Origin of the sequence: Vibrio frigidus (assembly GCF_042465995.1) — a bacterium.
Lineage (GTDB): Bacteria > Pseudomonadota > Gammaproteobacteria > Enterobacterales > Vibrionaceae > Vibrio.
In genome coordinates, this window is record NZ_JBCDMC010000003.1 from 157024 (window position 1) to 172208 (window position 15185).

Consider the following 15185-nt stretch of genomic DNA (forward strand, 5'->3'; position numbering starts at 1 on the left):
ATTACTTATGCATATAGCGGGTTGGTTTTATCAGCATCGATATCGAATCTCTTGATAGCTTCAGCTACCACAGATTTTTCAACATCACCACGTTGCGCCAGTTCATTTAGAGCCGCGACAACGACATAACCAGCGTTCACTTCAAAGTGACGACGCAGGTTTTCGCGACTGTCTGAACGACCAAAGCCATCCGTACCAAGCACTTTATAAGATTCGGCAGGTATAAATGCGCGAACTTGCTCCGCATAGTTCTTCATATAATCCGTTGCTGCAATAGCTGGTTCAGAACCCATTACGTCAACGATATAAGGCACTTTTGCTTCTGCTTCAGGATGAAGCATGTTGTAACGATCCGCTTCTTGCCCATCACGAGTGACTTCATTGAACGAGGTAACAGAATAAACATCAGAGGCAACACCATACTCTTCACTTAGAATTTCTGCTGCTTTGCGAACTTCATTCATGATAGTTCCAGAGCTCAGCAATTGAACTTTGCCTTTACTACCTTCATGAGTTTCGAGCTTATAGATACCTTTACGAATACCTTCTTCAACACCTTCTGGCATCGCTGGCATCGCATAGTTTTCATTCATAAGTGTCAAATAGTAGTACACGTTCTCTTGGTCACCATACATGCGACGAATACCATCTTGTACAATAACAGCCACTTCATAAGCGAAAGTGGGATCATAAGAGATACAATTTGGTACCGTACTTGCCATGATATGGCTATGACCATCTTCATGTTGAAGACCTTCACCATTCAATGTTGTACGACCCGCCGTTGCTCCCAATAGGAAACCACGTGCTTGTTGGTCACCGGCCATCCAAGCCATATCTCCAACACGTTGGAAACCAAACATAGAATAGTAGATATAAAATGGGATCATTGGCAAATCATTGGTGCTGTACGATGTCGCAGCCGCCACCCATGAAGACATAGCACCTAGCTCATTGATACCTTCTTGAAGTACCTGACCTGATGTCGCTTCTTTATAATAAGAAACAATATCTCGATCCTGAGGTGTATAGTTTTGCCCTTGTGGGTTATAGATACCAATTTGTCGGAATAAACCTTCCATACCGAAAGTACGCGCTTCATCAGCAACGATAGGAACAATATTTTTACCAATGCCTTTATTTTTCAATAACACATTAAGCGTACGCACAAATGCCATTGTTGACGAGATGTCACGCTTTTGTTCTTCAAGTAGTGGCTTAAACTCATCCAGTTGAGGTATTTCTAACGGCTGAGTGAAGTTAGGCAAACGAACAGGTGTATAACCATGCAACGCTTTACGACGAGCGTGTAGATATTCGAATTCAGCGCTCCCTTCTTCCAGTTTTAAGTAAGGCAGAGACTTCATTTCTTCATCAGAAACAAGATCTTTTAGGCCTAAACGATCACGAAGTTGTTGAACATGTGTCATGTCCATTTTCTTCACTTGGTGAGCGATGTTCATACCTTCAGCTGCTCCACCCATGCCATAACCTTTAACTGTTTTAGCAAGGATAACCGTTGGGCGGTCTTTGGTTTGTGCTGCATTTTGGTACGCGGCATAAAGCTTCGAAGAATCATGACCGCCACGTTTTAGGGCGAAGATCTCAGCATCTGTCATATCAGACACAAGCGCTGCAGTTTCAGGATAACGTCCAAAGAAATGCTCACGTACATACGCGCCATCTTTGGATTTAAATGTTTGATAATCACCATCAACTACTTCATTCATTAACTGCAGTAGCTTACCTGATGTATCCTTGGCAAGCAGTGCATCCCAGCCGCTGCCCCAAACAACCTTAACTACGTTCCAACCCGCGCCTTTAAATAGGCCTTCTAGCTCTTGGATTATCTTACCGTTGCCCATTACAGGACCATCGAGTCTCTGTAGGTTACAGTTGATAAGGAAGCATAAATTATCAAGTTTTTCACGAGCGGCAAATGAGATCGCGCCGCGTGATTCAGGCTCATCCATTTCACCATCACCTAAGAACGCAAAAACACGTTGCTCAGATGTATCTTTAAGTCCACGTCCATCTAAATACTTGAGGAATCGAGCTTGGTAAATAGAAGAGATAGGGCCAAGTCCCATAGAGACAGTTGGGAACTGCCAGAATTCAGGCATTAATTTAGGGTGCGGATAAGAAGGAATACCCTTGCCACCCACTTCCTGACGAAAATTATCAAGCTGCTCTGCCGTCAATCGGCCTTCTACGAATGCGCGAGAATATATACCTGGAGAAATATGACCTTGATAATAAACTAGATCACCACCATCCTTGGCATTAGGTGCGCGAAAGAAGTGATTAAAACAGGTTTCATAGAACGCAGCTGAAGATTGAAAAGACGCCATATGGCCGCCCAACTCTAAATCTTTCTTAGAGGCGCGTAATACAATCATAATTGCATTCCAGCGAATAATAGAACGAATACGACGCTCTAAAGTAGTATCACCTGGATAAGCGGGTTCTTGATCGGGAGATATCGTATTGATGTAGTTTGTAGTAACACCAGTAGGCATATCTACACCATCAAGACGTGCTTTATCTAAAACTGTCTCTAGTAAGAACTGTGCACGCTCTAAACCTTCTTCACGTACTACTGACTCTAGTGCAGCAAGCCACTCTTGAGTTTCCAGTGCATCAACGTCATTATTAATGACTTCAGACATGGCGGTCTATCCTTTTTATTAGTTGGATCTAGTGAACATGCGATAATTCATTTACGACTTATCGCTCTGCTGGATTCTACGTAAAGAGCGTTTCCTTCTACTCTCTTCACGATTGATATCCAACAATGTTTCCTCGATATAAGCTAAATGAGAATGGGAAAGTTCACGAGCCTGTTCAGGCTGTCCAGAAACGATCGCATCAACAATATTAGCTCTGTGTCTACTTACTTTTCCAGCCACATCATTGCGGCGGTTCAATAGTTTTAAATTCTGTAATACGTTTTGCTCAAGAAGAGGCGCTAAGCTTCGAACAATATGTAGTAGCACAACATTATGGGCGGCGTCAGTGATTGCGATAAGTGATTTCATTACTTCGGCAGCTTCTTGCTCTACATTTTTCTCTTCTTCCGCTTTTTGGATTCGCACTTGGATACTGCGAATTCTTATATAATCTTCTTCTGTCCCACGCAAAGCGGCAAAGTAGGCTGATATTCCTTCTAATGCGTGGCGAGATTCTAACAAGTCTAATTGGGTTTCATTGTGAGTAGATAGAAGTTCAAGTAGCGGATCTGAAAAACCTTTCCATAAGCTTTCGCTTACGAAGGTTCCACCACCTTGACGACGAGTCAAAAGACGTCTCGCTTCTAGTCTTTGAATAGCTTCACGGATAGAAGGACGCGAGACATCAAATTGCGTCGCTAGTTCTCTCTCCGGCGGCAATTGCTGGCCTGGTGAGAATGTTCCTTCTAATATCAACCTTTCTATTTCTTTCTCTATCACATCGGAAAGTTTAGGCTGACGTATCCTTTGATAAGCCATATCGTTATTTTTTACTCAATTATTCTAACTTGTGAACCATGTAAATTGGTATTACCAATTTTAAAGTGGACAAAAGTTAACATAAAAATAACGTTAATGTCTAGGCGAAAATTGATTTAAATCATAAAAAATACCACGTGTAACATAAGGGCAACATTTCATTGCCATCGATATACATTAATTTTTTGATGTAGCTACATTACGTATAATAATTCTCACCGTTGTTAATGAATTGTTTCTTTGAGTTTTATTTAAAACACCCAGCGACACTGACTAAAATACGATTAGCCTCGCTTAATTACACTATGGAAATAACGCCAATTAAAGACCAAGCCTGGATCCGTTTTTCTTAGTGGCGCGATGTATTGGTGACCAGTAATTCGATCGGTGGTAATAAACGGATACCGTTCCATCAATAGCGTTGTAACGCGTCCTAAAGATATATATTGCGGATCTGTATACGAATCAAAATCGGTACCTTCCAATTCGATACCAATAGAATAATCATTGCATCGCTCTACGCCTGAAAAACTGGATTTTCCGGCATGCCAAGCTCTCATATTAAATGGTACAAACTGCACCACTTCTCCATCTCTACGAATTAAACAGTGAGCCGAGACCTTCATTTGATGGATGACGGCAAAAAAAGGATGTTGACTTGGTACAAGTCTGCCTGTAAAAAATTGTTCAATTGCATCGCCACCATATTGCCCTGGGGGTAAGCTTATATTATGAACAACGAGCAAACTCACATTCGCCTCACTAGGCCGTGTATCACAATAAGGAGAGGGAACATGCCTCACACCTTCCAACCAAGCATCCGTTGTAATTCTCATTTTGTATCCCTGAACTGGTTAATCTTTAACACTCTATCGCAACTATCAGAATGACAACAAGGGCTTGGTAGACATTACTAAGCAAGTTTTTAACATCAGAGACACAAATTGCTCGTTTTCCTGCTGAAATAATTCACAAGCCGGAGTATCATTCTCTACTCCCTACCAACTTTCGCCAGATCAGCCATGAAAAACACACACGACAGCGACGCTCGCCTTAATTACTTAAAAAAGCAACTTCCTTTAGAAATAACACGTACAGTTTCAGAAACACTTCGTGAAGACTTAGGCGGTACATTGGATGTTACGGCAGACATCACCGCAATGCTCATTCCATCGGATCGACAAAGCGTCGCAACCATTATTACTCGTGAATCCGGCGTTTTTTGCGGGCAAGCTTGGGCTGATGAAGTGTTTAAACAACTCGGAAGTAAGGTAAGCATAGATTGGCATGTGCAAGATGGTGACGAGGTCGAACCAAATCAAACCTTGTGTACGCTATCTGGTCCCGCAAGAGTATTGTTGACGGGTGAACGCAACGCCATGAACTTTATTCAGACATTATCTGGTTGTGCAACCATAACCGCAAAATATGCTCAACAGCTAACCGGAACAAACTGCAAGCTACTGGACACCCGTAAAACTATTCCAGGTTTACGCAGCGCGCTAAAATATGCGGTTGCCTGCGGTGGCGGTTTTAATCATCGCATCGGAGTATTCGACGCCTATCTAATTAAAGAGAATCACATCATTGCTTGCGGTGGTATTAATAAAGCTATTTCAGCAGCGAAGGCGCTTAACCCTGGCAAACCGGTTGAAATAGAAACAGAATCGCTTGAAGAGCTCATTGAAGCAATTGAAGCGGGTGCTGATATCGTTATGTTAGATAATTTTACTACTGATATGATGAAAGAAGCGGTGAAGATTAATGCTGGCAGAGCAGATTTAGAGAACTCTGGAAACGTAACATTAGCGACCATTAGAGAATTCGCAGAAACCGGTGTTGATTATATCTCTGTGGGGGCTTTAACCAAACACCTTAAAGCGATGGACCTTTCAATGCGTTTTAAATAAATACGCTCAAGCACCGTTAAAAGATAGAAATCAAACTACATGATGCGAAAAAAGAGGCCTAGCCTCTTTTTTTTGACCTTATAAATACTTTTTACCTTATAGACATTTATATCTCATACACAAAGTATTACTCCATAAACCAATGTTCACGTCTAGCCAGATCGCATTAGTTTAAGCATGGTCTAATTCATTTCCTGTCGGGTCATTTTTAACAACACCTGTAACAAAAAATAATTTTTATTAATCGACACGCGTTCTCTGATCGGCAGCATTTCTGTTTACTCCCATTCATTCTACTCTTGCTTTTCATTGTGACCCACAGCAGGAGAATATGATGCTTTTTAATCCTCACGCCAATTTCAATAGCAGCGGTAGTTTCACTCTATCTGACGATCGCAACATAAGCAGTAGTGGCTTCACTTTAATAGAGCTGATGATAGTCGTTGCTGTCATTGGTGTGTTGTCCTCTATCGCCATCCCTCAATATCAAAATTACATCAAGAAGTCTCAATTAGGTGCAGCAATGGCAACCGTAGCCGCACTTAAGATTAATGTAGAAGATTACATAGCAACAAGTGGAGAGTTCCCTACTTTATCTTCAAGCCAAATAGCCTCAGATCTTGGTGCAACCGCTTCATCACTAGGCGATATCGAAACAAAATCAGCAACCAGCGATCCTCTATCAGGTCAACTGATCCTAACAATGGGTAGTGATACTCAATTTAATAAGAAGAAAATCGCGCTTAATCGCGATAACGCGGGAAGTTGGACATGCATTACAGATGTTGCTGAAAAATTAGTTATGCCAAAACAATGCTCAACAGGCACGGTGTTTTGACTTATTGGCTATGGGCTGAGTATTGATATCGGTTAGATGAACGTATAAGGATAAATTATGGATATAATTCGAAATATCAGCAATGACCAACTATCGGAGTTGGTTCCTCTTTCTAATGAAGAACTAAACACAACCAGTGCTGAGATTCAAAGAAATGACCCTATTAGCCGTTATATCAACCAAATCTTGTTAGAAGCAATACAGAAAAGGTCCTCAGATATTCATTTCGAGCCTTATGAACATAAATACCGTATTCGCTTACGATGTGATGGTGTATTAGTCGAGATAGATTCACCCCCACCCCAGTTAGCAAATAGGCTGTCTTCTAGAATAAAGGTAATGGCCAACTTAGATATTGCAGAGAAAAGACTTCCACAAGACGGACGGATGAAACACACTTTAACATCTAAACAGAGCGTTGATATCCGTGTCTCCACATTGCCAACATTATGGGGAGAAAAAATTGTCCTTCGATTACTCAAAACGCAATCAGTCCCATTAGACATAACAGCGCTAGGCTTATCCCAAACACAAATGGACCTCTATGTGTCTGCAATTAGTAAACCTCAAGGGCTGGTGTTAATCACCGGACCTACGGGAAGTGGTAAAACCATTTCACTATATACCGCACTCACCTACCTTAATACATCAGAAAAGAACATATCAACGGCTGAAGACCCGATCGAGATTAACCTATTAGGTATCAATCAAGTACAAATGAACGACAAAATCGACCTGAACTTCACCTCCACCTTAAAGGCTCTTCTAAGGCAAGACCCCGACATCATTATGGTCGGAGAAATTCGTGACATCGAGAGCGCTGAGATTGTAATTAAAGCGGCCCAAACTGGTCACCTTGTACTTTCAACACTGCATACCAACTCAGCTAGCGAAGCGGTTACTCGACTGCTTAACATGGGGGTAGATAAATTTAGCCTAGCCTCATGCTTATCATTAGTCGTGGCGCAGAGGTTAACACGTGCACTATGTCCCGCATGCAAAGAGTTCGACTTGGAGACATCTGCAAATAGGAAGCTAAACCCTCAAGGTTCTCAACAAATATACAAAGCTAATCCGCGCGGATGCTCCAACTGTCTCAACGGTTACTCAGGGTTGATTGGCATATTCGAATTGCTAAACATAGACAAAACCCTTATGAGAACAATTGAACGCCAAAGCAGCGCTTCTAAAATAAACGACATAGCGTTAGAGAATGGTTTTATTCCTCTATCTGAATCAGGGATACATAAATTGATTGAAGGGATAACGAGTATCAAAGAATTGCAACGAACCTTAATCTTTTAGTACACACTTATTGAGCTAGCTATTCAAAGGTAAAAAATGACATCTACTCAACTCCCCCTACACCGTTACCGCTGGACCGGCCGAAATATTGCTGGAAAGCAAATCAATGACACTATGTTCGCAAGAGATAAATATGAAGTCATTTCAATACTGACAAATAGGAATATTTATATAAGAGATATAAAACAGATCAATACTTCATTTTATTCACTAAAAAAACAGCGAATGACAGCGAAAGACATCAATCTATTCACTCGACAATTAGCCACACTACTCAATTCTGGACTTTCCTTAACCTTATCATTATCACTGCTTGCGAATAATCACCCTAAATCAGGTGGCCAGTTTGTTATAACCTTAATTAAAAACGCGATTGAAGAAGGATGTCCACTTTCCGAAGCCCTTAAAAAGGCCAGTCCGCTATTTGATAATACCTATATACATTTGGTTTCTAGCGCCGAGCTTTCCGGGCAGTTAGCACAAACTTTCGAGAGAATTGCTCATTATAGAGAAAAAACGACGCAGCAAAAATCAAAGCTTGTAAAAGCAATGATATATCCTATCTTTGTCTTATTATTAGCCTTTTTTGTCACCTATTTAATGTTAGTAAAGGTTATTCCAGAATTTGAATATATGTTCCGTAGTTTTGGCGCTCAATTACCTTGGTTTACTCAGAAAATCATTTCACTCTCTCACTGGTTAAGTACTAATACAGCCAAACAGTTAACGTGGTTAATCGCACTTACTGCGTTTTATAAGTTTCTCATTGTCTACTCTTATCGTTTTCACCGGCTCATCGACAAAAAAATGCTTAGTATCCCTATTGTTGGCCCTCTGATCGTAAAATCTATCATTGCTCGATTTAGTCGGTCATTGGCGGTAACGGTTCGTTCTGGAGTTCCCATCATCAGCGCCATTCGTAACAGCATAAATCTCACAACGAACCTTCACTTTAGAGCGGCCGTTAATCAACTATTCGATGAAGTATCAACTGGTGTCCCCATCTATGTAGCCATGACAAAAACCCACTGCTTTCCAGATTTAATGATTCAAATGGTCATGGTAGGTGAACAATCTGGAGCACTTGATTGCATGCTAGATAAAGTTGCGGATACATTTGATACAGAACTAGATGAGAGCATAGATAAATTAAATACCTTAATCGAACCCTTACTTATTCTGTTTTTAGGTGTCGTTGTCGGTGGAGTAGTCATCGCTATCTACCTACCTATCTTTAACATGATGGACGTATTAGGATAGAATGCGTATTGCACCTCTTTCTACCTAGGCCTATAAATGGAATTATTCGAGTATTACCCTTGGCTTTACCCTGTTTTCGCGGGAATATTAGGACTCATTGTCGGCAGTTTTTTAAATGTGGTAATACACCGCGTACCAATCATGATGGAGCGCGAATGGAAACAAGATTGTGCGGAAACATTCCCAGAGCTTAATATCCCATTAGATAACAAGAAATTTAATTTAAGCATTCCTCGTTCTAGTTGCCCTAGATGCAAAACACCATTACGTATAATTGATAACATTCCAATAATAAGTTGGTTATTACTCAAAGGAAAATGCCATCATTGCAAAGAACCTATCAGTATTCGTTATCCTTTGGTCGAGTTATTAACGGCAATAATGAGTTGCACAATTGCTTACTATTTTGAGCTAAGTTACTACTCTGTGGCGCTTCTCTTCTTTTCGTTCGCTCTAATCTCAGCAACGTTTATCGATCTCGATACCATGCTTCTTCCCGATAGCATCACCTTACCATTAACTTGGTTTGGTCTCTTCCTTGCTTTGATTGGGTGGAGCCCGGTCTCTTTGCAAGATGCCGTAATTGGAGCCATTGCTGGCTACCTTTGTCTTTGGAGCGTGTATTGGATATTTAAATTAGTCACAGGTAAAGAAGGCATGGGATATGGTGACTTTAAACTCCTTGCAGCACTTGGCGCTTGGCTAGGTTGGCAACACCTACCTATGATTGTGTTATTGTCTTCTTTTGTAGGACTAATATTCGGACTCATTCAATTACGCTTGCAAAAAAAAGGAATCGATAGACAGTTTCCCTTTGGTCCGTATCTTGCTATTGCTGGATGGATAAGTTTACTATGGGGAAATCAAATCATGGTCTGGTACTATTCTTCTATATTAGGTATTTAACATGCCATATATAATTGGATTAACTGGAGGCATTTCTAGCGGTAAAACGACGGTTGCCAATCTATTTCAACACCATTTCAACATCGGTATTGTTGATGCCGACGTCGTTGCAAGAGAAGTTGTTGGACCTGGCACTATTGGTTTAGCCGAAATTACTGAACGCTTTGGAAAAGATATACTAAATCCAAATGGTGAACTCAATAGAACAGCACTAAGATCTCGAGTATTTGCAGACCAGAATGAGAAGACTTGGCTTAATAACTTGCTGCATCCTATGATTCGCGACAAGATGAAACAAGATCTCGATAAGATAACAACACCTTATGCACTATTAGTAGTTCCCTTATTGGTTGAAAATCAACTACAATCAATGACAGATCGAATCTTAGTTGTTGATGTCAGTACTGAAGTGCAAATAATGCGGACAATGGAACGAGATAACGTTTCAAAAGCCCAAGTAGAATCGATACTTTCAGCTCAGGCAAGTCGAGCTGAAAAGCTAAAATTTGCAGACGATATTATTCAAAATGACAATGAAAACATTGATCTTTTACCTCAAGTTTCGAAGCTTCATCAGCACTATATGTCGCTAAGTCGAGCATGATCAAAGAAGTAAACCAAAGGAGACGGTAAGGTCGCGGAATGACAAAACACAAATTTGAACACCCATTAAATGAAAAAACCCGTATCTATCTTAGAGTAGAAGCACTCATGAGACAGATGCACCACTCCGCAAGCTTTGTCGATAATCTACAGTATCATCAATTTTTCCGTTCAATTTTTGATTTACTTGAGATATTTGAACAGATCCAATTAAAAGCTGAATTGGCCAAAGATTTAGAAAAGCAGCGCCTTAATTATAAGCACTGGCTAAACGTTGATGGTGTTGACCAAGAGAAACTACTTTCTGTATTGGAAGAGATAGACACAACTCATAAATATCTTATGGCGGCAGAACGCTTTGGTCGCACATTGAAAGAAGACCGATTTTTAAGCTCTATACGTCAACGATTTAACTTACCAGGTGGAACATGTTGTTTTGACCTACCAGCTTTGCATTATTGGAATCACCTTCCTATCGAGCAAAGACAAAGAAATGCTCAAGGATGGATGGACACGTTGGCGCCCTTGTCGAAATCACTTAATCTATGGTTAAAACTCTGTCGAGAAACCGGCTATTTTAATCCACAAATAGCCCGTAACGGCTTTTATCAAAGTGATGCAGAAGAGGCAAATATCTTACGGTTGAATATACCGTTAGCTGATGGTGTTTTCCCGATGATTTCGGGACACAAAAATCGATTTGCGATAAAATTTATGTCCTTTGATAATGGACAAGCCTATAGCCAAGATGTCGAATTCGATCTTGCTATTTGCAATTAAGGAATACATTTCGTGTCTACACCAATTAAACCTAAACCAACTATCGTTTCTTGCCCTCAATGTAAAAAGGAGGTGGTTTGGAGTACAGAGAACCAATATCGTCCTTTCTGCAGTAAACAATGCCAGATGATAGATTTTGGGGAATGGGCTGATGAGAAAAACACGATCGCAGGCGCTCCCGACATGTCAGATTCAGATGGTTGGTCAGAAGATCCTTATTAATAGACGGCTTACATCGTTATTTAATAGGATAGAAGTACTATATTTGACAATTTTCTTTCTCGTATAAAAAAACGGGTTCCATATGGAACCCGTTTTCTATTTGAGAATGCTGGTTAGCATTACTTCTTAGCAAGCTTCTCTTTAATACGAGCTGACTTACCAGAACGCTCACGTAGGTAGTACAACTTGGCACGACGTACTGCACCACGGCGTTTAACTTCAATGCTATCAACCATAGGAGAGTGAGTTTGGAACGAACGCTCAACACCTTCACCGTTCGAGATCTTACGAACAGTAAATGCTGAATGTAGGCCACGATTACGAATACCGATTACAACGCCTTCAAAGGCCTGTAGACGTTCGCGATCGCCTTCTTTTACCTTAACCTGAACAACAACAGTGTCACCTGGGCTGAACTTTGGAAGGTCTTGTTTCATTTGCTCTTCTTCAAGAGCCTTGATGATGTTACTCATTTTTAAAATTCCTAGAATAAACTGATACTAAATAAAATAGGTTACTTAACTGTATTTTAAGACCGATAGTCTTTTATAAAATCAGTTAGCAATTGTTCCTGTTCGTCAGTCAGAGCTAGGTTTTCCAAGAGCTCTGGTCTTCTTAGCCAAGTACGGCCTAACGATTGTTTCAATCGCCAGCGACGAATATCCTTATGATTTCCAGATTTCAGTACCAATGGTACCTCTATTCCATCTAAATCATCAGGACGTGTATAGTGCGGACAATCTAGCAAACCATTTGCGAAAGAATCTTCTTCCGCTGACGCAAAATCACCAAGTACACCGGGTATAAACCTCGATACTGAATCAATCAACGTCATGGCTGGTAGTTCACCACCTGTCATCACAAAATCCCCAATTGACCATTCTTCATCAACTTCAGATTGTATGATGCGCTCATCTATCCCTTCATAGCGTCCACAAATAAGAATCATATTCTCGTTCGTAGCAAGCTCTTCAACTCCACTTTGGTCGAGCTTTCGACCTTGAGGAGAAAGATAGATAACTTTCGTCTTTCCCGGTGCTGATTTCTTGGCCGTTTGTATGGCTTCGCGCAAAGGCTGCACCATCATCAACATACCAGGACCACCACCGTAAGGTCTATCATCGACTGTTCGATGTTTGTCGTGAGTAAAATCTCTAGGATTCCATATCTCAACTGACAAAAGACCTTTTTTAACCGCTTGACCTGTAACCCCAAATTCAGTAATTGAACGGAACATATCAGGAAATAGGCTAATTATGCCAACCCACATATCTGTTCTCTCGCTCTACTGTGGAGTTTAAAACGCAGGATCCCAGTCAACTTCGATCCGTCGAGCATCGCGATCAATACTTTTAATCACTTGCTCTTCAAGAAACGGAATTAATCGTTCCTTTTGGCCAAAAGCATCTTTCAAATTTGCTTTCACTACCAAAACATCATTTGCACCAGTTTCTAACATATCGGAGACAGTACCGAGGTCATATCCCTTCGTTGTTAATACTTGCATACCAAACAATTCACGCCAGTAAAATTCATCTTCTGACAGTTCTGGTAATGACTCTGGATTAATCACAATTTCAAAGTTAGTTAGAAGATGAGCGTCCTCGCGGATCTCTAATCCTTCAATTTTAGCAACCATACCTTTGTTATGGCGCTTCCAACTTTCAACTTTGTATTCAACCCATTTGCCTTTTTGGTTTATATACCAAGGGCTATAGTCAAAAATGCTTTCAGCATCGTCTGTATAGGAAATAACTTTAAGCCAACCTTTGATACCGTAAGTCGCACCAAATTTGCCAACTACGATTCTTTCAGCTTGCTCGTTCATTACTTCATTTCCTTTAACCGACATTGCTTTGTTACCTACCAATTAAGCCGCTTTTTGAACGTCTTTCACTAGTTTAGTAACACGGTCAGATAGTGAAGCACCTTCGCTAACCCAATGGTTAACGCGGTCTAGGTTAATACGTAAACCTTCTTCTTGACCTTGAGCTGTTGGGTTAAAGAAACCAACGTTCTCAATGTAGCGGCCAGTAGCTGCGTTGCGGCTATCTGCTACTACGATTTGGTAAAATGGACGCTTCTTTGCGCCGTGACGTGCCAAACGAATGGTAACCATATCGTCCTCTTTGCTTTCTCAATAATAAAAATAACCCCAAAAGCCGTAATTTTTAATTTAACAACCTGGGGTCTCGTGCCAATTTAAAGCCCCGGAATTTTACTCTTATTTGGGGTTTTTGCAAGGCTTTTTGTGATCTAGAAACGGTTTCGGAGATGTTTATATTTTGGTAGGGAAATCAAGCAGCTAAAGCAGTAAGAAAATATTAGTCAAAGCTATATGGCGCATAGCTTGCGCCATATGTTTATGTTTGAGTGTTATCGGCCGAATGGTCCACCCATTCCGCCCATGCCACCTGCACCACCCATGCCGCCCATCATTCCTTGCATATTTCGCATCATTCCTTTCATGCCACCCTTCTGCATTTTTTTCATCATCTTCTGCATTTGAGTAAACTGCTTTAGCATACGATTCACATCTTGCACTTGTACGCCAGAACCTGCAGCAATACGCTTTTTACGTGAACCTTTGATTAATTCAGGACGTAAACGTTCTTTCATTGTCATGGAGCTAATCATTGCTTCCATCTGATTGAACATTTTGTCATCAACTTTATCTTTAACATTAGCAGGTAGGTTACTCATGCCAGGAAGTTTATCCATCATTCCCATCATGCCGCCCATGTTCTGCATCTGTCCAAGTTGCTCGCGGAAGTCTTCAAGATCAAAACCTTTCTTCTCTTTGAACTTCTTCGCCATTTTGGCGGCTTTGTCTTTATCGACATTACGTTCTAAATCTTCAATCAAAGATAGAACGTCACCCATACCAAGAATACGTGACGCAACGCGATCTGGATGGAAGGGTTCAAGTGCGTCGGTTTTTTCGCCCACACCTAAGAACTTAATCGGTTTGCCAGTAATATAACGAACGGACAGTGCAGCACCACCACGCGCGTCACCATCTACTTTTGTCAGGATAACACCTGTCAGAGGTAAAGCATCACCAAAGGCTTTTGCTGTGTTAGCGGCATCTTGCCCCGTCATTGCATCGACAACAAACAGCGTTTCTACTGGTTCTATCGCGGCGTGAAGGTCTTTAATCTCTCCCATCATTTGTTCATCGATAGCTAGACGGCCTGCGGTATCAACCAAAAGAACGTCATAGAATTTCTTCTTAGCATGGTCAACAGCAGCATTCGCAATATCAATCGGCTTTTGATCAGCAGAAGAGGGGAAAAAATCCACTCCCACATCAGACGCAAGCGTTTCCAATTGTTTAATCGCCGCAGGGCGGTAAACATCGGCAGAAACAACCAACACTTTTTTCTTGTTAACGTCTTTTAAGTGTTTAGAGAGTTTAGCAACACTGGTTGTTTTACCTGCACCTTGCAAACCTGCCATCAAAATTATGGCTGGCGGTTGCGCGGCTAGGTTGAGCTCTTCGTTAGATTCACCCATTACCCCTTCTAGCTCTGTTTGAACTATTTTTATAAATTCTTGGCCGGGGGTTAATGACTTAGATACCTCTACACCAACGGCACTTTCTTTTACGCGTTTAATAAACTCACGTATAACAGGAAGTGCGACATCAGCTTCTAAAAGGGCCATACGCACTTCACGTAATGTCTCTTTTATATTGTCTTCTGTTAGGCGACCTTTGCCGCTAATATTTTTAAGTGTACTGGATAGTCTATCCGTTAAATTCTCAAACATGTCTGTCTCTTTAGCTGGACTTTTCGAAACACCTTTTAGCAAAGCAAGGGCGATTAATGTCGGCAGTATACCTTAGGTAATTGATCTTCCAAAATCTAAACG

General features: G+C 41.0%; 16 protein-coding genes. 8 read left to right on the forward strand and 8 right to left on the reverse strand.

Translation table 11 applies throughout. The features are described from left to right. Positions 1–5: 5 nt before the first annotated feature. The 3 genes from aceE to ampD form a co-directional block, all read right to left on the reverse strand. The gene (aceE, locus tag AACW90_RS06380; protein ID WP_390232390.1) at positions 6–2669 is read right to left on the reverse strand and encodes a pyruvate dehydrogenase (acetyl-transferring), homodimeric type; all 2664 of its coding nucleotides are present in this window, start codon (positions 2667–2669) and stop codon (positions 6–8) included. Between the two features lie 51 nt (positions 2670–2720). Then, positions 2721–3488 (reverse strand): pyruvate dehydrogenase complex transcriptional repressor PdhR, encoded by a 768-nt coding sequence (pdhR, locus tag AACW90_RS06385; protein ID WP_390232393.1) that lies wholly within the window; start codon positions 3486–3488, stop codon positions 2721–2723. A 284-nt stretch (positions 3489–3772) separates the two neighbouring features. Further along, positions 3773–4324 carry a 1,6-anhydro-N-acetylmuramyl-L-alanine amidase AmpD gene (ampD, locus tag AACW90_RS06390; RefSeq protein WP_390232397.1) on the reverse strand — a complete coding sequence of 184 codons (552 nt, stop codon included), beginning with the start codon at positions 4322–4324 and terminating at the stop codon, positions 3773–3775. Between the two features lie 186 nt (positions 4325–4510). Here ampD and nadC point away from each other — a divergent pair, with 186 nt between their 5' ends. The 8 genes from nadC (at position 4511) to yacG (ending at position 11312) form a co-directional block, all read left to right on the forward strand. Next, positions 4511–5398: a carboxylating nicotinate-nucleotide diphosphorylase gene (nadC, locus tag AACW90_RS06395; RefSeq protein WP_390232400.1), complete on the forward strand. Its 888-nt coding sequence runs from the start codon at positions 4511–4513 to the stop codon at positions 5396–5398. Between the two features lie 331 nt (positions 5399–5729). Beyond that, a complete protein-coding gene (locus AACW90_RS06400; protein WP_390232403.1) occupies positions 5730–6236 on the forward strand; it encodes a pilin in 507 nt (168 codons plus the stop codon). A 57-nt stretch (positions 6237–6293) separates the two neighbouring features. Then, entirely contained in the window at positions 6294–7541 is a 1248-nt protein-coding gene (locus AACW90_RS06405; protein ID WP_390232406.1) for a GspE/PulE family protein, read from the forward strand. A gap of 36 nt (positions 7542–7577) precedes the next feature. After that, complete coding sequence (locus AACW90_RS06410) at positions 7578–8801, forward strand: type II secretion system F family protein (RefSeq protein ID WP_390232409.1); 1224 nt, start codon at positions 7578–7580, stop codon at positions 8799–8801. A gap of 36 nt (positions 8802–8837) precedes the next feature. Continuing rightward, on the forward strand, positions 8838–9707 hold the full coding sequence (locus AACW90_RS06415) for a prepilin peptidase (protein ID WP_390232412.1): 870 nt from the start codon (positions 8838–8840) through the stop codon (positions 9705–9707). A 1-nt stretch (position 9708) separates the two neighbouring features. Further along, complete coding sequence (coaE, locus tag AACW90_RS06420) at positions 9709–10311, forward strand: dephospho-CoA kinase (RefSeq protein ID WP_390232415.1); 603 nt, start codon at positions 9709–9711, stop codon at positions 10309–10311. A gap of 38 nt (positions 10312–10349) precedes the next feature. Further along, on the forward strand, positions 10350–11090 hold the full coding sequence (zapD, locus tag AACW90_RS06425; protein ID WP_275134750.1) for a cell division protein ZapD: 741 nt from the start codon (positions 10350–10352) through the stop codon (positions 11088–11090). Between the two features lie 24 nt (positions 11091–11114). Beyond that, a complete protein-coding gene (yacG, locus tag AACW90_RS06430; RefSeq protein WP_390232886.1) occupies positions 11115–11312 on the forward strand; it encodes a DNA gyrase inhibitor YacG in 198 nt (65 codons plus the stop codon). A gap of 119 nt (positions 11313–11431) precedes the next feature. Here the strand turns inward: yacG and rplS are convergent, their stop codons facing one another. The 5 genes from rplS to ffh all read right to left on the reverse strand — a co-directional run bounded on the left by rplS (position 11432) and on the right by ffh (position 15083). Beyond that, positions 11432–11785: a 50S ribosomal protein L19 gene (gene rplS, locus AACW90_RS06435; protein WP_195704269.1), complete on the reverse strand. Its 354-nt coding sequence runs from the start codon at positions 11783–11785 to the stop codon at positions 11432–11434. Positions 11786–11841: 56 nt separating this feature from the next. Then, on the reverse strand, positions 11842–12582 hold the full coding sequence (gene trmD, locus AACW90_RS06440; protein WP_275134751.1) for a tRNA (guanosine(37)-N1)-methyltransferase TrmD: 741 nt from the start codon (positions 12580–12582) through the stop codon (positions 11842–11844). A 27-nt stretch (positions 12583–12609) separates the two neighbouring features. Further along, the gene (rimM, locus tag AACW90_RS06445) at positions 12610–13164 is read right to left on the reverse strand and encodes a ribosome maturation factor RimM (protein ID WP_390232888.1); all 555 of its coding nucleotides are present in this window, start codon (positions 13162–13164) and stop codon (positions 12610–12612) included. A gap of 18 nt (positions 13165–13182) precedes the next feature. Further along, positions 13183–13431 (reverse strand): 30S ribosomal protein S16, encoded by a 249-nt coding sequence (rpsP, locus tag AACW90_RS06450; RefSeq protein WP_195704272.1) that lies wholly within the window; start codon positions 13429–13431, stop codon positions 13183–13185. Positions 13432–13688: 257 nt separating this feature from the next. Beyond that, entirely contained in the window at positions 13689–15083 is a 1395-nt protein-coding gene (ffh, locus tag AACW90_RS06455) for a signal recognition particle protein (RefSeq protein WP_195704273.1), read from the reverse strand. Positions 15084–15185 lie beyond the last annotated feature (102 nt).